Source organism: Mesorhizobium sp. B2-5-7 (genome assembly GCF_006440875.1).
Taxonomy (GTDB): Bacteria; Pseudomonadota; Alphaproteobacteria; order Rhizobiales; family Rhizobiaceae; genus Mesorhizobium; species Mesorhizobium australicum.
Genome location: NZ_VFUO01000001.1, coordinates 448,414 through 468,563, shown reverse-complemented (window position 1 = coordinate 468,563; position 20,150 = coordinate 448,414). Strand labels below are relative to the sequence as shown.

At 63.2% G+C, this 20,150-nt stretch carries 21 protein-coding genes; 10 read left to right on the top strand and 11 right to left on the bottom strand.

The genetic code is table 11. From position 1 onward, the window contains the following. Positions 1–42: 42 nt before the first annotated feature. Both FJ543_RS02245 and FJ543_RS02240 read right to left on the bottom strand, forming a co-directional pair. The gene (locus tag FJ543_RS02245) at positions 43–495 is read right to left on the bottom strand and encodes a hypothetical protein (protein ID WP_140791251.1); all 453 of its coding nucleotides are present in this window, start codon (positions 493–495) and stop codon (positions 43–45) included. A 68-nt stretch (positions 496–563) separates the two neighbouring features. After that, positions 564–1,052, bottom strand: a complete 489-nt coding sequence (locus FJ543_RS02240) for an Hsp20 family protein (RefSeq protein ID WP_140616045.1) — start codon at positions 1,050–1,052, stop codon at positions 564–566. A gap of 341 nt (positions 1,053–1,393) precedes the next feature. Here FJ543_RS02240 and FJ543_RS02235 point away from each other — a divergent pair, with 341 nt between their 5' ends. After that, the gene (locus FJ543_RS02235) at positions 1,394–1,825 is read left to right on the top strand and encodes a cupin domain-containing protein (RefSeq protein ID WP_015317510.1); all 432 of its coding nucleotides are present in this window, start codon (positions 1,394–1,396) and stop codon (positions 1,823–1,825) included. A gap of 96 nt (positions 1,826–1,921) precedes the next feature. Here FJ543_RS02235 and FJ543_RS02230 read toward each other — a convergent pair whose 3' ends face one another. After that, entirely contained in the window at positions 1,922–2,377 is a 456-nt protein-coding gene (locus tag FJ543_RS02230; protein WP_140873602.1) for a carboxymuconolactone decarboxylase family protein, read from the bottom strand. A 102-nt stretch (positions 2,378–2,479) separates the two neighbouring features. Further along, complete coding sequence (locus FJ543_RS02225; protein WP_140873600.1) at positions 2,480–2,908, bottom strand: SRPBCC domain-containing protein; 429 nt, start codon at positions 2,906–2,908, stop codon at positions 2,480–2,482. 199 nt (positions 2,909–3,107) lie between these two features. On the opposite strand from FJ543_RS02225, the gene FJ543_RS02220 reads away from it, so the two are divergent. Together FJ543_RS02220 and FJ543_RS02215 are read left to right on the top strand one after the other, a co-directional pair. After that, entirely contained in the window at positions 3,108–3,866 is a 759-nt protein-coding gene (locus FJ543_RS02220) for a copper homeostasis protein CutC (RefSeq protein WP_181172938.1), read from the top strand. Then, the gene (locus FJ543_RS02215) at positions 3,863–4,351 is read left to right on the top strand and encodes a GNAT family N-acetyltransferase (RefSeq protein WP_140873598.1); all 489 of its coding nucleotides are present in this window, start codon (positions 3,863–3,865) and stop codon (positions 4,349–4,351) included. Before FJ543_RS02220 ends, FJ543_RS02215 begins: the two co-directional genes overlap by 4 nt. Before the next feature lie 167 nt (positions 4,352–4,518). Here FJ543_RS02215 and FJ543_RS02210 read toward each other — a convergent pair whose 3' ends face one another. From FJ543_RS02210 to FJ543_RS02195, 4 genes are all read right to left on the bottom strand, one after another. Next, positions 4,519–5,499, bottom strand: coding sequence for an acyltransferase (locus FJ543_RS02210; RefSeq protein ID WP_246678812.1), 981 nt, complete (start codon positions 5,497–5,499; stop codon positions 4,519–4,521). A 255-nt stretch (positions 5,500–5,754) separates the two neighbouring features. After that, positions 5,755–6,552, bottom strand: a complete 798-nt coding sequence (locus tag FJ543_RS02205) for a xanthine dehydrogenase family protein subunit M (RefSeq protein ID WP_140714918.1) — start codon at positions 6,550–6,552, stop codon at positions 5,755–5,757. 114 nt (positions 6,553–6,666) lie between these two features. Next, complete coding sequence (locus FJ543_RS02200) at positions 6,667–9,012, bottom strand: xanthine dehydrogenase family protein molybdopterin-binding subunit (RefSeq protein ID WP_140723793.1); 2,346 nt, start codon at positions 9,010–9,012, stop codon at positions 6,667–6,669. Between the two features lie 111 nt (positions 9,013–9,123). Then, positions 9,124–9,624 (bottom strand): (2Fe-2S)-binding protein, encoded by a 501-nt coding sequence (locus tag FJ543_RS02195; RefSeq protein ID WP_140661098.1) that lies wholly within the window; start codon positions 9,622–9,624, stop codon positions 9,124–9,126. Between the two features lie 312 nt (positions 9,625–9,936). Here FJ543_RS02195 and FJ543_RS02190 point away from each other — a divergent pair, with 312 nt between their 5' ends. After that, on the top strand, positions 9,937–11,073 hold the full coding sequence (locus FJ543_RS02190) for an FIST signal transduction protein (RefSeq protein ID WP_140616037.1): 1,137 nt from the start codon (positions 9,937–9,939) through the stop codon (positions 11,071–11,073). Between the two features lie 14 nt (positions 11,074–11,087). Continuing rightward, a complete protein-coding gene (locus FJ543_RS02185) occupies positions 11,088–12,428 on the top strand; it encodes a hybrid sensor histidine kinase/response regulator (protein ID WP_015317500.1) in 1,341 nt (446 codons plus the stop codon). Positions 12,429–12,441: 13 nt separating this feature from the next. On the opposite strand, the gene FJ543_RS02180 is transcribed toward FJ543_RS02185, so the two are convergent. Then, positions 12,442–13,125, bottom strand: a complete 684-nt coding sequence (locus FJ543_RS02180) for a response regulator transcription factor (protein ID WP_015317499.1) — start codon at positions 13,123–13,125, stop codon at positions 12,442–12,444. 229 nt (positions 13,126–13,354) lie between these two features. Here FJ543_RS02180 and FJ543_RS02175 point away from each other — a divergent pair, with 229 nt between their 5' ends. Together FJ543_RS02175 and maiA are read left to right on the top strand one after the other, a co-directional pair. Then, complete coding sequence (locus tag FJ543_RS02175; protein WP_140661096.1) at positions 13,355–14,050, top strand: fumarylacetoacetate hydrolase family protein; 696 nt, start codon at positions 13,355–13,357, stop codon at positions 14,048–14,050. 3 nt (positions 14,051–14,053) lie between these two features. Continuing rightward, positions 14,054–14,704: a maleylacetoacetate isomerase gene (maiA, locus tag FJ543_RS02170; RefSeq protein WP_140661095.1), complete on the top strand. Its 651-nt coding sequence runs from the start codon at positions 14,054–14,056 to the stop codon at positions 14,702–14,704. A 3-nt stretch (positions 14,705–14,707) separates the two neighbouring features. On the opposite strand, the gene FJ543_RS02165 is transcribed toward maiA, so the two are convergent. Further along, entirely contained in the window at positions 14,708–15,952 is a 1,245-nt protein-coding gene (locus FJ543_RS02165) for an MFS transporter (RefSeq protein ID WP_140873596.1), read from the bottom strand. A 99-nt stretch (positions 15,953–16,051) separates the two neighbouring features. On the opposite strand from FJ543_RS02165, the gene FJ543_RS02160 reads away from it, so the two are divergent. Continuing rightward, a complete protein-coding gene (locus FJ543_RS02160) occupies positions 16,052–16,513 on the top strand; it encodes a helix-turn-helix domain-containing protein (RefSeq protein ID WP_140873594.1) in 462 nt (153 codons plus the stop codon). Between the two features lie 110 nt (positions 16,514–16,623). After that, positions 16,624–17,667: a zinc-dependent alcohol dehydrogenase family protein gene (locus FJ543_RS02155; protein WP_015317494.1), complete on the top strand. Its 1,044-nt coding sequence runs from the start codon at positions 16,624–16,626 to the stop codon at positions 17,665–17,667. 12 nt (positions 17,668–17,679) lie between these two features. On the opposite strand, the gene FJ543_RS02150 is transcribed toward FJ543_RS02155, so the two are convergent. Continuing rightward, the gene (locus FJ543_RS02150) at positions 17,680–18,570 is read right to left on the bottom strand and encodes a DMT family transporter (RefSeq protein ID WP_140873593.1); all 891 of its coding nucleotides are present in this window, start codon (positions 18,568–18,570) and stop codon (positions 17,680–17,682) included. A gap of 107 nt (positions 18,571–18,677) precedes the next feature. Here FJ543_RS02150 and FJ543_RS02145 point away from each other — a divergent pair, with 107 nt between their 5' ends. Further along, positions 18,678–20,078 (top strand): PLP-dependent aminotransferase family protein, encoded by a 1,401-nt coding sequence (locus FJ543_RS02145; protein WP_140873591.1) that lies wholly within the window; start codon positions 18,678–18,680, stop codon positions 20,076–20,078. Positions 20,079–20,150: the final 72 nt, after the last annotated feature.

The following is a 20,150-nucleotide window of genomic DNA, read 5'->3' as shown; positions in this document are numbered from 1 at the left end:
TAGTCCTCCATTCGGTCGGGCGAGTTGGTTTGCTTCAGCTTTTTACGCGACGGCATGCTCAGGCTCCGCGAACATGCCGCCATCCCCGCATCTGGGTGGGACTCCGGCGTATGCCGGAACCGGCGGCGGATCATCGTCATCGTCATCTCGCCAGGGGTATCGCAGCCAGCTGCGCCTGGTTTTGTTGCGATGCCGGTTCGAGGATGGACCGCGATCAAACGGCGCTCTGGCCGGCGGCTTGCGCGCAATCTCGTCCAAGGTGTGGAGCGCACGAAGAATCTCGCTGACCTGCGCCATCGCACCGTTGTCCAATTGACGCAGGGTTGGATTGTCAGGAACCGCATGGGCGTCCGAGGCCCAGAAGGCGAGCAGAGCCCTCTTCTCGCCGATCGTCATGTTCTCGTTCAGGACGTCCTCGGGCGTACGCAGCGCAGCGAATTCCGCTGCGTAATCCGTCGGTTTGGATTCATGAAAACTGTAAGCTTGGGATCTCATCTCCGTTCTCCGCGATCTGTGCCTCCCGGCCGAGCCGGGAGGCGGACCACAGACTGAGGTTTCCTGTATCAGGCCACCTTGCGTTGCGGCTCGGCATCCACATCTATGGACTGCTTGTTGCCGCCATCCTGAAGCGGAACCGCTGCGGCGTTGGAACCGATCTCGATGCGCCGGGGCTTGAGTTCCTCGGGCACTTCGCGGACCAGGTCCACCGACAGCAGGCCATTATGAATATTGGCCGCCTTGACCTTGACGTGGTCTGCAAGTTTGAACACCTGCTTGAAGTTACCTATCGCCAGGCCCCGGTGGAGGATCTCCCGATGTTGCTGATCGGGCTTTCTCTGTCCGATGACGGACAATTCAGGGCCGTTCTGCACAAGTTCCACTTCGTCGAGACCGAAGCCGGCGACGGCCATCGTGATACGATAGTCGTTGTCGCCATTCTTCTCGATGTTGTAGGGCGGCCAGTCGGAGCGCACGCTGTTTTCGAGCATGTCGAAGAGCCGGTCGAAGCCGACCGTGGTGCGGTAAAGAGGCGAATAATCAAAGCTTCTCATAGCCATATCCTCCGTGAAGCAACATGGTTTACGGGTCGCCGCAGCGCCGCCGCGACGCGGTATGTCGAGCCGAAGCCTCGACAGAAAACGATCTGGGAATCACGATTTTTTTATTCAAGAGGTCGCCCGAAATTTTTTTGAAGCGGCACTACGGCCATTCCTGACCGGGCATGCATCAAGCCTTGCGGCGACAGCCTTCCGGTTGGAAGCGGGTGAGGAATATGGCCCGGGTGGTGGATCAACCGCCCGTGCAAATGCGCGCCAGGTTCGGCCTCTGGTCACGAGCGACCTTGCACGCTGCCGCCGCCGCGCGATAGATGCGTCGGTCAAGGGAGGACATCATGCGGAAAATCCTGGCATCGGTATTGCTGCTCACGGCAGCATCGTTCGCGACCGGCGCTCATGCACTGGACAGCAGCGGAACCCCGGTCGTCGTGACGCCACTCGCATCACGTACCACCACTGCATCCGGGCAGCCGATCACGCTGCCGCGGAAGAACGTGCAGGTGCTGGTCTCGACCTATGACATCGCGCCCGGCGCGACCTTGCCGGTCCATCGCCATCCTTTCCCGCGCTACGCCTATGTCCAGGCTGGAACGCTGAAGGTCACCAACGTCGAAACCGGCAACAGCAACACCTACAAGACTGGCGATTTCATCATCGAAATGATCGGGCAGTGGCACCAGGCCACCAACATTGGCGACGGACCGGTCAAGCTCCTGGTGATCGATCAGGTCGAGGAAGGCGCCAAGAATACCGAATTGCGACAGTAGCCACCAGGTTACATAGGTGCTCCCGGCGGGGCGGGAAGGCAATTCGCCGCCCGCCCCCTCGCCTCGTGGATCCAGCCCCCCATGCGAACCCGGCGCTCAGCCCCAGGCGCCAACCGGCTGCCGGGTCGTCGCGTTCAGCCTATTGAAGGCGTTGATCAGGGCGATCTGGATGATCAGTGCGGCAAGGGCCTTCTCGTCATAATGCCGGGCCGCCTCCTCCCAGACATCGTCCGGCACCGCGTCCGGCCGGTCGGCGAGCCTTGTGCCGGCTTCTGCCAGCGCCAATGCCGCGCGTTCGGCGTCGGTGAAATAAGGCGTTTCCCTCCAGGCCGCGAGGGCAAAGATGCGCTCTTCCTTCTCGCCGGCTTTCTTGAGCTCGCGCGCGTGCATGTCGACGCAGACGCTGCAGCTGTTGATCTGACTGGCGCGCAGATGCACGAGCTTGCGTGTCACATAGGGCAGGTCCGCTGCCTCGGTCGACTTGTCCAGCGCCAGAAACGCCTGCAGGGCGCCTGGGATGAGCGTCACCGGGCTCTTGATTCTCGCTTGCATGTGTCTTCTCCTTTTGAACTGTTCTCCGGGCGTGCTTTCCCGGCCCGGACGCCTCGCATCCAGGGTTTCGACTTGATGGAACTGTTAGCTGCCTGCCGGGTGTCAGGCCTGTTTTGAGGTAACCTGTTCGAGCCGTTCGAGAATGCGCGGCCAGCCGCTTCCCATGCCGATATAGCCACGCTCGTCGGCGGGCCGAAATCCCGACTGCTCCATTCGCACCCGGGTCGCCATCCCCTCGGGTGTCAGTAACCACGTCACCACGGTTTTCAACCCGCTGTCCGATTCCGTCCCATCGCCCCAGCTATAAGCCAGCAGCCGCGGCGCCTCGACTTTCAGCACCATGCAGTTCGTCACCCCGGACCACCCGGGAACTGGTGTCGCACGGAATGTGAAGCGATGCCCCTCTTGGGCAGCGAAATCATTCTGCATGAGCCATTCGCCGACGAGTGCCGGCACGGTCAGTGCTCGCCATATCTTTTCCGCCGAATATGGAATCAGCCTTTCGACGACGATCGATTTGGTTTCCGTCATGCCTTGCTCCTCTCGTTGCTGTCGTGGTGCCACGGGCAAAATCATAACCCATCAGCTATGTATAACCCATAACCCTGCAGTTATGTGACTGTCAAGAATGGAATCTGCCGTCTGGTCCAAGTGGCGGCGTAGCGTTCACGCTTCCGCGCCAGGCGCCCGGGTGCTAGGGCTTGCGCAACACCATGGATTGGATCGCCCCTTGACCCCAAAAATTCGCCCGCCGCTTATAGAAATCTGTGTCGAAGGCATTGATGGCCTGCTCGCCGCGCAGGCCGCCGGCGCCGACCGGATCGAACTCTGCGCCAGCCTTGTCGAAGGCGGCACCACGCCGAGCCTCGGCACCGTGCGCGCCGCTCTCGACCAGGCGACCGTGCCCTTTCATGTCATGGTGCGGCCGCGCGGCGGGGATTTTCTCTACAGCGAGACCGAATACCGCTCGATGCTTGCCGACGTCGCCGCGCTTCGCGAGCTCGGCGTGCCCGGCGTGGTGTTCGGCTGCCTGAACGCCGACGGCGCCATCGACGAGCAGCGCATGCGCGAATTGACAGAGGCGGCGGGCCCCTTGAACGTCACCTGCCACCGCGCCTTCGATATGACTCGCGATCCGGCCGAAGCCCTGGAAGCGCTCATCCGCTGCAGGGTTGGCCGCGTGCTGACCAGCGGCCAGCGCGACACGGCGATCGAAGGCCTGGCATTGCTGCAAGAGCTGGTCCGGCTGGCCGGCGAGCGCATCATCATCCTCGGTTGCGGCGGGCTCGATCTCGGCAATATCGCCGAGGTGCGCGCAAGGACTGGCCTGGCCGAAATGCACTTCGCCGCCCTCAAGGACGTGTCGAGCGCCATGCGCTACCGCAATCCGAAGGTCGGCATGGGCGGCTCCGATCTCGACCGCGAATATCGCAACACGCTGACCGATACAGCGCTGGTGGCGGCGACAATCGCGGCGGCCAAGGCATGACCTCGCCCATAGACCGCATTGCGCAGGCCGACGAAGCGGCAATACTGGCGCTCAACAACGAGCACGCCGCCGAATTGTCGTGGCTTGAAGCCGAACGGCTGTCGTTCCTGCTCGCCGAGGCCTTTTACGCGCGCCGCATCGGCGATCTCGAAGCCTTCATCATGACCTTCGACCAGGATGCCAACTACGACAGCCCGAACTTCGTCTGGTTTCGCGAGCGTTACATCAGCTTCATCTATGTCGACCGCGTCGTCGTGGCGGCGCACGCAAGAGGCCGCGGCCATGCTCGCCGGCTCTATCGGGACCTGTTCGACCATGCGCGGAGCGCCGGTCACGCGCTGGTCACCTGCGAGGTCAACACCGACCCGCCCAACCCCGCCTCGGATGCCTTCCACGCCGCACTCGGCTTCGCCGAAGTCGGCGACGCGGTGATCCACGGCGGCAAGAAAGCGGTGCGCTATTACGTCAGGCAGATCGCCGCCTGATCGGTGGCACCCGCCGACTCACCTGGACGCTGCGCCACCCCGGAAAACAGCTAAGCGCTATCTGACGAAAAGGGACCTCGCGGTCGTACGGCTATCGTCTGGCCACCATCAAAACAATCGGGCGGCTCACCAATTGCGGTTGAGCCATTCGCGTGCTGGGCGCTCGATCAGGTAGTAGCTGCAGAGCGCGCAGGCAAATCCCCGGCCAGCATCGGCCATGGATTGCTGCCCTGCTCGTAGACGAATTTGTAGAAGGGCTGCTGCCACAGATAGAGCGAATATGACCATAGACCCAGCGTCGTCATCGGCAGGGACGACAGCCATCCGGACAAGAACCGCGTGCTGAAATCCAGCGCGTTGACGGCAATCGCCAGCAATGGCACCGCGGCCAGGTAGTGGATCGGTGTCGGTACCGAGTCCATGAACAGGCAAACCGCGCCGACGGCCGCCGCAACGGCGACATAAGGCCCCTTCAGCAAGGTCGGCAGCTTGCCGTCCGCTTTGAGCAGGCAGATCGCGGCCGACAGCAGGATCGAGGCGATGTGCACGTCGGTGCGCCAGTACGTGGCTTCATAATCCAGGTGCAGGAACCAGTAGGAAACCGCGCCATTGACCATGGCCAGCAGAGCCAGGACCAGCAGCAGCGGGATGACACGGCTGCGGCTGGCAACGACCGCGCTGATCGCCGCCAGGATGATATAGGCATGCTCTTCGATGCAGAGCGACCAGATGTGGTCGAGCGCGCCGGCCCGATTCAGGAGAATTCCGGCATAGTTGTAGGTGAAGGTCAGCGCCGTCAGGGCCGCCTTCCATTTGAAGGCGATGAACGTGCCTGAGAGCGCGATCATGGCGACGACGACAAAGACCAGAAGCGCCGGATAGATGCGCGAGAACCGGCGTTTGAAAAATTTCTTCAGCGGATAGCGTTCGATGAACAGGATTTCGGCCATCAGCCGGCCGCTCAGCACGAAGAAGAATTCGACGCCCAGCACGCCCAGATTGATCCCGGGAACGGGAAAAAAATGCCCGATCAGCACGAGCGCGATCGACAGACCGCGCCAGCCATCGAGATAGGCCAGTCTTGTCCTGGCCGGTCGCTCGACGATCGCTCGGGGCGGAGCCAGATGGGTCGCGGAAATTTCGGACATGCCGATCCCTTCGCATTGTAATGCGAAAGGCACGGCTATTCCCGAACCCGGCTCGCATTCCCGCCCTGATCTATACTGCAGCGCAATATAAGTTTGTGCAAGTGCGAGATTGCCGCCGATGCATGTCCCCCGCAGCATGGGCCGGAATTGCTTCAAGCAAGGATGGGGACGTGGCCGACGGGAACTAGGCCTACGGTCGCCGGGAATGAAAACGGGCCGTGACAGCCCGTTCCCCCGTCCGTAATCGATCTTGCGTCAGGCGTTGGCTGCCGCCACCGCGCGCTTGGCCATGACTGTGATCAGATTGGCACGGTAGTCTGATGAAGCGTGAATGTCGCTCATCAGGTTCTTCGCCGGAACTTTCACACCATTGAGCGAAGCGACATCGAAGCTCTTGGCAAGTGCTGCCTCGATCTCCTTCGAGCGGAAGACGCCGTCGTCGCCGGCGCCGGTGACGGCAACACTGACGCCGTCCTTGCCCTTGGCCACGAACACGCCGACGATCGCGTAGCGCGAGGCCGGATTGCGGAATTTTTCGTACGCAGCCTTCGCCGGTGCCGTAAAGGAGACCGCCGTGACGATCTCGCCGTCCTTCAAGGAGGTTTCGAACAGCCCCTTGAAGAACTTGTCGGCTGACATCTCGCGCTTGTTGGTGATGATGGTGGCGCCGAGCGCCAGAAGTGCGGCCGGATAGTCCGCCGCCGGATCGTTATTGGCGATCGAACCGCCGATCGTGCCCTTGTGGCGTACCGCCGGATCGCCGATCAGCGACGCCAGATGGGCAAGTGCCGGGCAGGCCTTGCGCAGCTTCTCGTCATTGGCGACGTCGAAATGCGTGGTGGCAGCGCCGATCGTGACCGTCTTGCCCGACACCTTGACCCCCTGCAGTTCCTTGATGCGGGACAGGTCGACCAGATCGGACGGCGCCGCCAGCCGCGTCTTCATGGCGGGGATCAAGGTCATGCCGCCAGAAAGCAGCTTGGCGTCGCCGCTCTTCACGAGCTTGGCGGCTTCAGTGACCGAGGCGGCACGGTGATAGTTGACTGCGTACATGGGATCCTCCCCCTAAGTGGTTAGTCAGCAGTGAGTAGTCAGTAGGGAGCAGGGAATGGCCGCCGCCGGAGATGGCACGCTGCCCTATCCGCAACTCACTACTTCCCTACTCACTCATTTCGCGGCGCGGATCGCGGCCCACACGGTGGACGGTGTGGCCGGCATGGCTATATCGACGATGCCGATGGCGTCGGTGATGGCATTGATCACTGCTGGCGGCGAGCCGATGGCACCGGCCTCGCCGCAGCCCTTGATCCCGAGCGGGTTGCTCGGACATGGCGTGTTCGACGTCGAGACCTTGAACGACGGCAGGTCGCCGGCACGTGGCATGGTGTAGTCCATGTAGCTTGCCGTCAGCAGTTGCCCGCTGGCGTCGTAGTGAGCGCCTTCCAGCAGCGCCTGGCCGATGCCCTGGGCGATGCCGCCATGCACCTGTCCTTCGACGATCATCGGATTGATGATGTTGCCGAAATCGTCCGCAGCCACGAACTGGACGATCTCGGTCGTTCCGGTTTCCGGATCGATCTCGACCTCGCAGATATAGCAGCCCGCCGGGAAGGTGAAGTTCGCGGGATCGTAGAACGCCGTTTCCTTCAGGCCTGGCTCCATGCCGGCCGGCAAATTGTGCGCGGTATAGGCGGCCAAAGCCACCTGGAACCACGGCAGGCTCTTGTCGGTGCCGGCGACCTTGACCTCGCCGTTCTCGATGACGATGTCGCCCTCGTCGGCTTCGAGCAGGTGGGCGGCGATCTTCTTGGCCTTGGCCTCGACCTTGTCGAGCGCCTTGGCGATCGCCGACATTCCGACCGCGCCCGAGCGCGAGCCGTAGGTGCCCATGCCCATCTGCACCTTGTCGGTGTCACCGTGGACGATCGACACCGAATCGATTGGCACCCCGAAACGCTGGTTGACCAGTTGCGCGAAGGTCGTCTCGTGCCCCTGCCCATGGCTGTGCGAGCCGGTCAGCACCTCGATCGTGCCGACGGCGTTGACCCTTACCTCAGCCGATTCCCACAGGCCGACGCCGGCGCCGAGCGAGCCGACCGCCGCCGACGGCGCGATGCCGCAGGCCTCGATGTAGCAGCTCATGCCGATGCCGCGCAGCTTGCCATTCCTGACCGAATCCGCCTTGCGCCTGGCAAAGCCGGTATAGTCGGCGGTCTTCATCGCCGCATCGAGCGAAGCGCCATAGTCCCCGGCGTCATAGTTCATGATCACCGGTGTCTGGTGCGGAAACGTGGTGATGAAATTCTTGCGCCTAAGGTCTGCCGGCGAGACGCCGAGCTCGCGTGCCGCCGCTTCCATGGTGCGTTCCAGAAGATAAGTGGCTTCCGGCCGCCCTGCCCCGCGATAGGCATCGACGGGTGCAGTGTTGGTATAGACAGTGCGCACATTGGCGTGGATGGCCGGGATGTCATATTGGCCCGACAGCAGCGTTGCATAGAGATAGGTTGGCACGCAGGACGAGAACAGCGACATATAGGCGCCCAGATTGGCGATCGTATCGACCTTGAAGCCGGTAATCCTGTTGTTCTTGTCGAACGCCATTTCCACCGTCGAGACGTGGTCGCGGCCATGCGCGTCGGTGAGGAAGCTCTCGGTGCGATCGGCGACCCATTTCACCGGCACGCCGGTCTTCTTGGAGGCCCACAGGCAGACGATCTCTTCCGGGTAGATATAGATCTTGGAACCAAAGCCGCCGCCGACATCCGGCGCGATCACGCGCAGCTTGTTTTCGGGCGCGACATTGTAGAAGGCGCTCATCACCAGCCGCGCGACATGCGGGTTTTGCGATGTCGTCCAGCAGGTATAATGATCCTCGGCCTTGTCGTAATGGCCAAGTGCGGCGCGCGGCTCCATGGCGTTCGGCACCAGCCGGTTGTTGACGATCTTCATGCGCGTGACATGGGCCGCCGCCTTGATGGCGGCGTCGGTGGCCATGGCATCGCCGATTTCCCAATCGAAGATCAGGTTGTTCTCGGCCTCGGCATGGACCTGCGGCGCGCCCTTTTCGAGTGCCTTTGTCGCATCGACGACCGCCTTCAATTCCTTATAGGTGATCTCGACCGCCTCGGCCGCATCGCGTGCCTGGCCCTTGGTTTCCGCCACCACCACCACGACCGCATCGCCGACATAACGGACCTTGTCGACGGCCAGCGGCGACCATGCGCCCATCTTCATGGGCGTGCCGTCCTTGGAATGGATCATCCAGCCGCAGATGAGGTTTCCGATGCCGTCGGCCTTCAGTTCCTTGCCGGTCAAGACGCCGATGACGCCCGGCATGCCTTGAGCCGCTTTCACGTCGATCTTCTTGATCTGCGCATGGGCGTGCGGGCTGCGCACGAAGGCCGCATGCTTCATGCCGGGCACCACCATGTCGTCGACATAGCGGCCGGCGCCGGTGATGAATCTTTTGTCTTCCTTGCGCGCGACCCGAGCGCCGACACCTTCGATACCCATGCAGAGATTCCTCCCGAAAAGTGAATAGGAAGTGTGAATAGGAAGTAGTAGTGAGGACAGCCGCCGGTTCAGACCGATTACTGACTATCGACTACTCCACTCCTCTTTCCCTCATGCCGCTTGCTTCGCCTTGCCCTTGGCCCCCTTCGACATCGTCGTCGATGCGGCGAGGATGGCTTTCACGATGTTGTGGTAACCTGTGCAGCGGCAGATATTGCCTTCGAGTTCTGCCCGCACCGTGGCCTCGTCGAGGCCTTCGGGGTGGCGGTTGATCATGTCGGTCGCGGCCATGATCATGCCCGGCGTGCAAAAGCCGCATTGCAGACCATGATGTTCCTTGAAGGCTGCCTGGACGGGATGCAAGTCGGCGCCACTGGCCAGGCCTTCGATGGTAATCACGCTCGACCCCGAGGCCTGGACCGCGAGCATGGTGCAGGACTTCACCGCCTTGCCATCGACATGCACGACGCAGGCGCCGCATTGCGAGGTGTCGCAACCGACATGAGTGCCGGTCAGGCCGAGGTTCTCCCGCAGGAAATGGACGAGCAGCGTTCGATCCTCGACGGCACCGCCGACCCGCTTGCCGTTCACCATCAACGAAACGTCCGACATAGCCCCTCCCTGGGTGTCAACCTTGGTCATCACGCTGCCGACGCGCCGCTGGCACTTCGGCCACGTGCTAGTCGTACACCGCACAACGCACAAAAAACAGCACGACGGAAAAGGCGGATCATTGTACTTTCGGTCATGGCCAGGGCACCAAAGTGCATTCCTCCGGCCCCATTGCCAAAACGCCTTCTGGCGGCAACAATGCCCTCGTCGCCCGCGCGCCAGAAGCACTTGAAAAGCCGCGCACAAGAAGGCGTCGGAGGAAATGCGGGAGGACCGCCGCTGACAAGTTCACGGACGCGCTACGCATGCGGCTTGTCGGCGCTGACCACGGACCAGCCCGACCCGGATGTCTTCGCACGAGCGGTAGCCGCCGAGGCCGCCGCCATCAATGCCGGCTTTGCCCTCGTGTTCTTTTCCCAGAGCCTGATCGAGGCCGGCGCCCTGTCACGGGCACTCTCGGCCCACGCGCCGTGTCTCCACCATGCTGGCTGTTCCACCGCCGGCGAGATCACGCCGCAGGGGCTCGAGGAAGGCCATATGCTGGCGATGCTGCTGCCCTCGGCGTCCTTCACGGCGGTCAGCACGATGATCGACAATCTGTCGACATCGGGCATGGACAGGATCACCGAAGAGGTCGAGGCCCTGCGGCGCACGCTGCGCGCCCGGCTCGGCGGCGAGCAGACCAGCAACACCTTCGCGCTCTGCTTCATCGACGGGCTGTCCTATGCCGAGGAAGCGGTGAGTTCGGCCATCCACTGGGGTCTCGACGACATACCGCTCCTCGGCGGCTCGGCTGGCGACGATTTGAAATTCGAGACGACGCGTCTGATCTCGAACGGCAGGGTCACCTCCGACAGCGCCATCATCGTGCTGGTCGCCACGGAAATTCCGTTCCACGTCTTCAAGACCGACAATTTCGTTCCCACCGACGAAAAGCTTGTGGTGACCGCGTCCGATCCGGATCACCGCGTCGTGCGGGAATTCAACGCCACCAATGCGGCGGAGGAATATGCCGCTTCGGTCGGGATCCTCCCACAGACCTTGACACCGTTGAGCTTCGCCTCGCATCCAGTGGTGGTGAAGGTGGGCGGAGAATATTACTGCCGCTCGATCCAGAAGATGCACGCGGATGGCTCGCTGTCGTTCTTCTGTGCCATCGACGACGGTGTCGTGCTGTCGATCGCCCAGCCCAAGGACATGGTGGACGCGACACGAGCGGCATTGCGCGAGGTCGAGGAAAGGCTGGGCGGCATCGATATGATCCTTGGCTTCGACTGCGTGCTGCGCCGGCTGGATGCGCGCAACCGCCAGGTCTTTCGTGACATTTCGGAACTCTACCGGGTCAACAATGTCATCGGCTTCGGCACCTATGGCGAACAATACCGGTCGATGCACCTCAACCAGACTTTCACCGGCATCGCTTTCGGCGACCGCCAGGCGGCTGAATAGGGCGGCGCAACAGCATGCCGCTCAGGAACATAAACGATCTCGACAGGCTGAAGAAGATCAACGCCGCCCTGGTCAGCCGCGTCGAGCGCTCGATGGACCAGCAAGGCAATGCCTTTTCGCTGTTCCAGACGGCGATCTCGTTGGAAAGCCGGGTGCGTACGCGCACCGAGGAACTGCATTCGACGTTGCGGCGGCTGGAGCAGTCGAACATCGATCTCAGCGCCGCCAAGGAAAACGCCGAACAGGCGAACCTGTCCAAGACACGGTTTCTGGCTGCGGCCAGCCACGACGTGCTGCAGCCGCTGAACGCCGCCCATCTCTCCGTCTCAGCCCTTGCCGAGGTGCAGACCAGCGAAGAGGGAAAGAAGCTCGTGCGGCAGGTCGAGCGCTCGCTGGAAACGATGGAAGACCTGCTACGCACCTTGCTCGACATCTCCAAGCTCGACGCCGGCGTGGTTCAGCCCGACATTGGCGACGTCAGCCTGGAGGCGCTGTTCTCGTCGCTGCGCTCGGATTTCCAGCCTGTGGCGGAATTGAAGGCGCTGTCGCTGAAATTCCGGCCGGTCAATGCCGTGGTCCGCTCGGACAGGACGCTGCTGCGCCGCATCCTGCAGAACATCCTTTCCAACGCGCTGGGCTATACGCGCTCGGGCGGCGTCCTTGTCGGCACACGCCATCGCGGCGATACCATCCGCATCGATGTCGCCGACACGGGCTGCGGCATCCCCGAGGATCAGCGCGAAGCGGTGTTCGAGGAGTTCCATCGCGGCACCTTGCCGGCTACCGCCGAACTCGACGGCGGCGGTCTTGGGCTGGGGCTCGCCATCGTGCGCCGCATGGCCGGCGCGCTCGGCCATCCCGTCACGTTTTCATCCAGGGTCGGCCGCGGTACCATCTTCCACATCGATGTCCCCGTCGGCCTCGGCGCGCCGGCCGACGCCATCGCCAGCGCCGCCAGCATGGAGCGGCCGCGCGGCTACGGCCTGTTCGGCACCAAGGTGCTGCTGGTCGAAAACGACGCCGAAGTGCTGGAAGCCATGACCTTCCTGCTCGAACGCTGGCAGTGCCTGGTACGCGCGGCGACCTCCACCGCCGATGCGCTGGACATGCTTGGCGACACCGACTGGCTGCCCGACATCGTCATTGCCGACCAGCATCTCGACGGCGGCGATCTCGGCACCACCACCATATCGGAGGTCCGCGACTATCTCGGCCGCGCCGTGCCGGCGCTGATTGTCACCGCCGACAGCTCCGAAGCCGTGGCCAAGGCAGCACGGGCCGGCGGCATCGAACTGATGCGCAAGCCGGTGAAGCCGGCGCAGCTAAGGGCACTGCTGGCGCATCTGCTGGCATAGCGGGAGGGTTGGTTCAAAACCCTACCTGATCCCGGAACAGCTCGGCGCTGTCCAGCTTCGACACCTCGATCACCGCTTGCGTGCGGCTATACACATTGAGCTTGCGCAGGATCTCCGACACATGCGCCTTCACCGTGGTCTCGCCGACCTGCAGCTCGTAGGCGATCTGCTTGTTGAGCAGGCCCTGGCGCAGCATCTGCAGCACGCGCAATTGCTGCGGCGTCAGCTTGGAAAGCCGCTGCACCATATCGGCGCGATCGGTGCTGTCCGCGCCCGGCGGCAGGCCCTCATAGGTTTCAGGCACATAGATCGCGCCGTCCATCACCGAGCGAATGGCGGCGGCGAGATCGCTCTTGCGCGCCGATTTCGGAATGAAGCCGGCAGCGCCGTAGGACAAGGCCTCGGAAATGATGCGAGGCTCCTCATAACCCGACACGATCACCACTGGCAGGCGCGGATAGCGGGTCCTGAGCTGCAACAACCCCTCGAAGCCGTGCACGTCGGGCATGCTGAGGTCCAGAAGCGCAAGGTCGAAAGGCTTTGCGTCGGCCAGCAAGTCCAGCGCCTCGGCGATCGAGCGCGCTTCGACTGTGTCGACCTCGGGATAAGCCATTTGAACGGCGCTGTGCAGCGCCTCGCGAAACAGCGGATGATCGTCGATGATAAGGAACCGGACGCGATCGGTAGGGGCTGTCATAGGGCTCGTTCCGGTTTACCGGGCACACCATAGTCTCCTGACCATGGCCGGATTATTGGCAAATAGTCTATCGCCGTCGAACAGGATTCATCGCTGCAAAAAATGATCGGAAGCCTGAATTCCTTGTACAGCCTAGGCGAAGCCCATGCTTTATCAAAAGCGACGCCTTGCCCGCCCCTGGAAATCGGCCGAATGTGCCGCCGACTCCCCGCCAAACGCAGAGACCGCCATGACCGCCTTTGTCCTTCCCGCCCCGCCAACGCCTTCCGTCGCCATTGCGGGTTCCGGCGAACGCTTTGCCGTGCGGCGCATTTTCTGCGTCGGCCGCAACTATGCGGCGCATGCGCGCGAGTTCGGCAATGACGATCGCGATCCGCCCTTCTTCTTCACCAAGCCGGCCGACGCGGTGGTCGATTCCGGCACTGATATCCCCTACCCGCCCCTGACGGAAAACCTCCACTTCGAGATCGAACTGGTGGTGGCGATCGGCACCTCAGGCTTTCGCATTTCCCGCGACAAAGCGCTGGACCATGTCTGGGGCTATGGCGTCGGCATCGATCTCACCCGCCGCGATCTCCAGGATGCCGCCAAGAAGGCGGCGCGGCCCTGGGACTGGTCGAAGGCCTTCGACCGTTCCGCGCCCTGCGGCCCGCTGGTTGCCGCGCGGAAATCCGGGCACCCGGCCAAGGGACGCATCTGGCTGGCCGTTGACGGCGCGGTGAAACAGGATGCCGACCTCGCCGAACTGATCTGGCCGGTATCGGACATCGTCTCGATCTGCAGCGAAGGCGTGGAATTGCAGGCTGGCGACCTGATCTTCACCGGCACGCCCGCCGGTGTCGGCGCGATCAAGCCGGGTGAAACGATATCAGGCGGTGTCGACGGCATCGGCACGATCGAACTGACCATCGGCCAGCGGAAGTGACGCATGAGCGACATTGTCCTGCACAACTACTTCCGCTCCTCCACCTCGCACCGGGTGCGGATTGCCCTGGAGATGAAAGGGGTGGGCTATGACTACATCCCGCATCACCTGCGCCATGGCGAGCATCTGGAGGCGGCCTATCTCGCGGTCAATCCGCAGGGGCTGGTGCCGGCACTGATCTGGAGCGACGGCATGCTCCTGACGCAATCGCTGGCGATCATCGAGTTTCTCGACGAGACCATACCTGAACCCCCGCTATTGCCGAAGGATCCGCCGAGCCGGGCACGAGTGAGAATGCTGGCGCAGATGATCGCCTGCGACATCCACCCGGTGAACAATCTGCGCGTGCTGACTTCGCTGCGCACCCTGTTCGGCGCCGGCGACCAGGATGTCGCCAACTGGTTCCGGCATTGGGTCAATGAAGGATTTGGACCGCTCGAAAAATTGCTCACCGCGTCGCCCGAAACCGGCACATTCTGCCATGGCGAGGCGGCGGGGCTGGCCGACATCTGCCTTGCCGCGCAAGTCACCAGCAACGCCCGCTTCGGCGTCGACATGACGCCCTATCCGACAATCGCGCGCATCAACGCCGCCTGCGTGGCGCTACCCGCCTTCCAGAAAGCCGCGCCACAGAACCAGATCGACGCGGAGTAAGGCTCACCGGCCAACGCGCAGTGTCAGCGCCCAGAACAGCAGCGCCATCAAGCCGATGCTCGCCCCCAGCAACGAGACCCCGCTCCAGCCGGCCGCGGCATAGGCCATGGTCGAGGCGATCGAGCCGAGCGCACTGCCGACCGAGTAGAAGATCATGTAGCCGCCGACCAGCCGGCTGCGCGCATCCGGCCGACGGGAGAAAATCAGGCTCTGATTGGTGACGTGGACGGCCTGGATTGCCAGATCCAGCATGACGATGCCGGCGACAAGCAACCATAGTGACATGCCCATGAAGGCGATAGGCAGCCAGGCCGTCGTCATCATAAGCAGGCTGAGGCCAGTGACCAGTTGACCATGCCCGCGATCCACCAGACCACCGGTCCATCGCGCCCCCAGCGCGCCGGCGACACCGGCAAGGCCGAACAGCCCGATCGCGGTGTGCGGCAGTGAAAATGGCGGCGCGCTGAGCGGCAGCACCAGCGGTGCCCACAGCACGTTGAAGCTGGCGAAGATCAGCAAGGCGAGCACCGCGCGCACGCGCAGCAGCGGTTCCCGCACGAACAGCAGCACCATCGAGCCCAACAGCCTGATGTAGGACGTGCGCGGCCGCTCTGCCTCATGGCGCGGCAGGATGGTGTGGAGAACAACCGCCATGACAAGTGTAAGGCCGGCCGAGACAAGATAGACCCAGCGCCAGCCGGCGAGATCGGCGACGACGCCGGCGACGAAGCGGGCAAGCAGGATGCCTGTTATGACGCCGCTGGTGACGGTGCCGACCGCCCGCCCCCGTTGCGACGGCGCGGCGAGGTCGGCCGCGTAGGCAACCAGTACCTGCACCATCACGGCAAGCAGCCCGACCGCCGCGAGGCTCGCCAGCAGCATCGCCGCGTTCGGTGCAAGTCCAACGGCTATCAGCGCCACGGCCGAAAGGATCGCCTGGCCGGCAATCAGCTTGCGGCGATCGAACAGGTCGCCCAGCGGCACGATGAAGAACAGGCCAAGCGCATAGCCGACCTGCGTGATTGTCACCACGATGCCGATCGAGGCCGGCGCAATGGCAAAATCATGCGCCATGGCGTCGAGCAGCGGATGGGCGAAATAGACATTGGCGACGCTCAGGCCACACGCGATGGCGAAGACCAGCGCGGTCATTCCGGACAATCCCGGTGATGATTCTGGCGTAACCTGCCCCGGCTCTTCGCGCTGCTCCACCTTCGTTGGCGCGCCGTTCACCACCTGTATATTCATGCTGCTCTCCACAAAAGGTTTCAAATTGAAACCACTTGTGGAATAAACAGAACAGTTTTATCTTGCAACCGAAATGAAGAAGCTGGACCAACGAAAGCCATGGTGAAACGAACGAGCCACCAGAGTGCGGATTGCCTGATCGCGCGACCGTTGGATGCGATCGGCGACTGGTGGTCGCTTCTCATCGTGCGCGACGCGTTCGACGGGCTGCGACGCTTCGGCGAGTTCCAAAAGAGCCTCGGCGTTGCCAAGAACATCCTGTCGGCGCGGCTCCGAAATCTGGTTACGCACGGCATCCTCGAAACCGTCCCGGCTCCCGACGGCAGCGCGCATCATGAATATGTGCTGACGCAAAAAGGACGCGGCCTGTTCTACGTGCTGGTCGCCTTGCGGCAGTGGGGCGAGACCTATTTCTCCGGTCCGGGCGAGCCCTACACCTTCATGGTCGACACGGAGAGTGGCCGGCCGATAAGGCGTCTTGAAGTGCACGCAGAAGACGGCCGCCTGCTTGCCCCCGGTGACACCCGGCTTGCCGATTTCCGCAACCAGGAAAACGGCTGACCGCAGGGTCCGCAGGCTGGCCAGCTTGGCGGAATCGATTTCCGCTTGACCGAACAGGGAATCGGCTATCGTTTCCCGCAGTGAGTGTCGTCTCAAGGGTGGAATGAACGATGAAAGCCGTCGTCTTCGAGAAATTCGGCGAAGCGCCGACGATCCAGACCGTGCCAGACCCCAAGCCGGCGGCCGATGGCGTCGTCATCAAGGTCGAGGCGACCGGGCTTTGCCGCAGCGACTGGCACGGCTGGATGGGCCACGACGCCGATATCCGCCTGCCGCATGTGCCGGGCCACGAACTGGCCGGCGTCGTGGTTGCCGCCGGCAAGCACGTCACCCGCTGGAAGGCGGGCGAACGCGTCACCGTGCCGTTTGCCGTCGGCTGCGGCCACTGCTTCGAATGCACATCAGGCAATCACCAGGTCTGCGAACACCAGTCCCAGCCTGGCTTCAACACCTGGGGCTCATTCGCCGAATATGTCGCTATCGAACACGCCGATACCAATCTCGTGCGCCTGCCCGACGAAATGGAATTCGCCACCGCCGCCAGCCTCGGCTGCCGCTTCGTCACATCGTTCCGCGCCATTGTCGATCAGGGCCGGGTAAAGCCCGGCGAATGGGTGGCGGTGCATGGCTGCGGCGGCGTCGGCCTGTCGGCAATCATGATCGCCAGTTCGATGGGCGCCAACGTCATCGCCATCGACCTCACCGAGGAAAAGCTGGACTTCGCCAAACAGATCGGCGCCGTGGCGACCATCAACGCTTCGACGACGCCGAACGTCGTCAAGGCCGTCAAGCAGATCACCAATGGTGGCGCTCACATGTCGATGGACGCGCTCGGCCATCCGACGACGTCCTTCAACTCGATCGCCAACCTGCGCCGGCGCGGCCGTCACGTGCAGGTCGGCTTGATGCTGGGCGAACACGCCCGCCCGCAGGTGCCGATGGACAAGGTGATCGCCTTCGAACTCGAAATCCTCGGCAGTCACGGCATGCAGGCCTATCGCTACCCCGCGATGATGGAGATGATCCGCCACGGCAAGCTCAAACCCGAACTGCTGGTCGGCAAGAAAATCAGCCTCGACGAAGCGCCAGCAGCCTTGATGGCGATGGGCGGCTTCGAGGGTATCGGCATTGGGGTGGTGACGAAGTTCTCGTGAGGGTAGGCATCGCTATGCAGCCGCACGACGCGGCAAATCCTGCTTGGCAAACTTCTTCGCGCCGAAAACGCAAAGCACCACGCCAAGCGTGACGACGATCATCATCGGGCTGACCTGTTCATGCAGCAGCGTCGCCGCCAGTGCGAGCCCGAAGAACGGTTGCAGAAGCTGCAACTGCCCCACCGCCGCAATGCCGCCTTGCGCCAGGCCTCGATACCAGAACACGAAGCCGATCAGCATGCTGAACAGCGAGACATAGCCAAGGCCAATCCAGGCATTGGAGCCTACGCTGGCGAAGGATAGCGGCAGGGTCGCAAAGGTCAGCACCAGCATGACCGGCAGGGACAGCACCAGCGCCCAGCAGATCACTTGCCAGCCCCCGAGCTTGCGCGACAGCGCGGCACCCTCGGCGTAGCCAAGGCCGCAGGCGACGATGGCCGCAAGCATCAGTCCATCGCCGACCGGCGAAGCCGTCACGCCTTGCGCAAGCGCGAAGCCCGCCACCAGCGCACTGCCCAGGCATGAGAACAGCCAGAAGGCCGGCCGAGGCCGTTCACCGCCGCGCAGCACGCCGAAGATCGCGGTCGCCAGCGGCAGCAGGCCGACGAAGATGATGGAGTGGGCCGAGGTGACATGCTTCAGCGCCAATGCCGTCAGCAAGGGAAAGCCGACGACCACGCCAAGCGCAACGATGACGAGCGACAGCAAGTCATGACGCCCGGGGCGCTTCTCGCGGAACACAAGCAGCAGCGCGAGACCGAGCAGGCCGGCAATGACCGCGCGGGCCGACGTCAGGAATATCGGGTCGAGATCCATCACCGCCACGCGCGTCGCCGGCAACGAACCGCTGAAAATCAGCACGCCGATAAATCCGCTCACCCAGCCGCTCGCCGTCTTGTCCATCGCAGGCTCCGTTTGTTTCGCCCCTCTATGGGGCCCGCGGCTATGGCGCCACCAGAGACAATGCAGTACAATTCGATAAAACTGTCATGGTTTTCTGGAAGGTACAGATGGACGAAGCAGTGAGGCTCGACAGCGGCGGAACTCTCGTCGAAGGGGTCATGGCCGCCATCCGGCAGCGGATTGCCGCGCGCAGCCTGACGCCTGGAGCAAGGTTGCCCTCGATCCGCGCTTTCGCCAAATCCATGCAGGTGTCGAAATCCACCGTGGTCGAGGCCTACGAACGGCTTGCCGCCGAAGGCGCGATCCGTTCGCGGCCCGGTTCCGGTTTCTATGCCGCCGGGTCGCTGGCACCGCTGTCGCTCGCCGAGATCGGTCCCCGGCTCGACCGTGCCGTCGATCCGCTCTGGGTCTCGCGCCAGTCCCTGGAGGCTGGCGACGAGGTCCTGAAACCCGGCTGCGGCTGGCTGCCGGCTTCATGGATGCCACAGGCCGGGCTGCGCCGGGCATTGCGCACTGTCGCGCGTGCCGACGATGTCGCTCTCGCAGATTACGGCACGCCGCTCGGGCTGCCGCCGCTGCGGCAATTGCTGGCGCGGCGCATGGCCGGGCACGGCATCGAAGCCTCCCCCGACCAGATCATGCTGACGGAATCGGGCACCCAGGCCATCGACCTCTTGTGCCGGTTCCTGATCGAGCCCGGCGACACCGTGCTGGTCGACGATCCCTGCTACTTCAACTTCCATGCTCTGCTGCGCGCCCACCGCGCCAAGGTCGTCAGCGTGCCCTACACGCCGTCGGGGCCGGACATCGAGCTGTTCGCCCAGGCGCTGGCCGAACACCGGCCGCGCCTCTACATCACCAACTCGGCCATCCACAACCCGACCGGCGCGATCCTGTCTCCGGTGACGGCCCATCGTTTGCTCAAACTGGCCGACCAGTCGGATCTGACCATCGTCGAGGATGATATCTTCGCCGATTTCGAGCACATTCCCGCCCCAAGGCTAGCGGCGTTCGACGGCCTTAGTCGCGTCGTCCAGATCGGCAGTTTTTCCAAGACGCTGTCGGCGTCGGTCCGCTGCGGTTTCATCGCCGCGCCCCGTGACTGGATCGAGGGCCTGACCGATCTCAAGATCGCCACGACTTTCGGCGGCGGACGGCTGGCGGCCGAACTTGTGCTGACGCTGCTGAAGGACGGCAGCTACCGAAAGCACATGGATTTGCTGCGCGCCCGCCTTTCGCGGGCCATGGGCGAGACCAGCGCCCGGCTGAAGGCGATCGGCATTACGCCCTGGATCGAGCAGCCGGCTGGGCTGTTCCTGTGGTGCACCCTGCCGGAAGGCGTGGACGCGGCCGAAATCGCCCGCAGTGCGCTCGCCGACAACATCGTGCTGGCGCCCGGCAATGCGTTTAGCCTGTCGCAGTCCGCCAGCCGCTTCCTGCGCTTCAACGTCGCCCAGTGCGCGGACGAGCGGATTTTCAAGGCGCTCGAAACGGCGATGACTCGCTGATATGGGAACCACCAAGTCAGCAGACAAATAAGCCGCGACAACACCTCGTTGTTGCGGCCTTCTGCTCCATCA

Coding starts and splice junctions, on each gene's coding strand:
- FJ543_RS02245 (WP_140791251.1), bottom strand. CDS start 495: ATGAGATCCCAAGCTTACAGTTTTCATGAATCCAAACCGACGGATTAC.
- FJ543_RS02240 (WP_140616045.1), bottom strand. CDS start 1,052: ATGAGAAGCTTTGATTATTCGCCTCTTTACCGCACCACGGTCGGCTTC.
- FJ543_RS02235 (WP_015317510.1), top strand. CDS start 1,394: ATGCGGAAAATCCTGGCATCGGTATTGCTGCTCACGGCAGCATCGTTC.
- FJ543_RS02230 (WP_140873602.1), bottom strand. CDS start 2,377: ATGCAAGCGAGAATCAAGAGCCCGGTGACGCTCATCCCAGGCGCCCTG.
- FJ543_RS02225 (WP_140873600.1), bottom strand. CDS start 2,908: ATGACGGAAACCAAATCGATCGTCGTCGAAAGGCTGATTCCATATTCG.
- FJ543_RS02215 (WP_140873598.1), top strand. CDS start 3,863: ATGACCTCGCCCATAGACCGCATTGCGCAGGCCGACGAAGCGGCAATA.
- FJ543_RS02210 (WP_246678812.1), bottom strand. CDS start 5,499: ATGTCCGAAATTTCCGCGACCCATCTGGCTCCGCCCCGAGCGATCGTC.
- FJ543_RS02205 (WP_140714918.1), bottom strand. CDS start 6,552: ATGTACGCAGTCAACTATCACCGTGCCGCCTCGGTCACTGAAGCCGCC.
- FJ543_RS02200 (WP_140723793.1), bottom strand. CDS start 9,012: ATGGGTATCGAAGGTGTCGGCGCTCGGGTCGCGCGCAAGGAAGACAAA.
- FJ543_RS02195 (WP_140661098.1), bottom strand. CDS start 9,624: ATGTCGGACGTTTCGTTGATGGTGAACGGCAAGCGGGTCGGCGGTGCC.
- FJ543_RS02185 (WP_015317500.1), top strand. CDS start 11,088: ATGCCGCTCAGGAACATAAACGATCTCGACAGGCTGAAGAAGATCAAC.
- FJ543_RS02180 (WP_015317499.1), bottom strand. CDS start 13,125: ATGACAGCCCCTACCGATCGCGTCCGGTTCCTTATCATCGACGATCAT.
- FJ543_RS02175 (WP_140661096.1), top strand. CDS start 13,355: ATGACCGCCTTTGTCCTTCCCGCCCCGCCAACGCCTTCCGTCGCCATT.
- maiA (WP_140661095.1), top strand. CDS start 14,054: ATGAGCGACATTGTCCTGCACAACTACTTCCGCTCCTCCACCTCGCAC.
- FJ543_RS02165 (WP_140873596.1), bottom strand. CDS start 15,952: ATGAATATACAGGTGGTGAACGGCGCGCCAACGAAGGTGGAGCAGCGC.
- FJ543_RS02160 (WP_140873594.1), top strand. CDS start 16,052: ATGGTGAAACGAACGAGCCACCAGAGTGCGGATTGCCTGATCGCGCGA.
- FJ543_RS02155 (WP_015317494.1), top strand. CDS start 16,624: ATGAAAGCCGTCGTCTTCGAGAAATTCGGCGAAGCGCCGACGATCCAG.
- FJ543_RS02150 (WP_140873593.1), bottom strand. CDS start 18,570: ATGGACAAGACGGCGAGCGGCTGGGTGAGCGGATTTATCGGCGTGCTG.
- FJ543_RS02145 (WP_140873591.1), top strand. CDS start 18,678: ATGGACGAAGCAGTGAGGCTCGACAGCGGCGGAACTCTCGTCGAAGGG.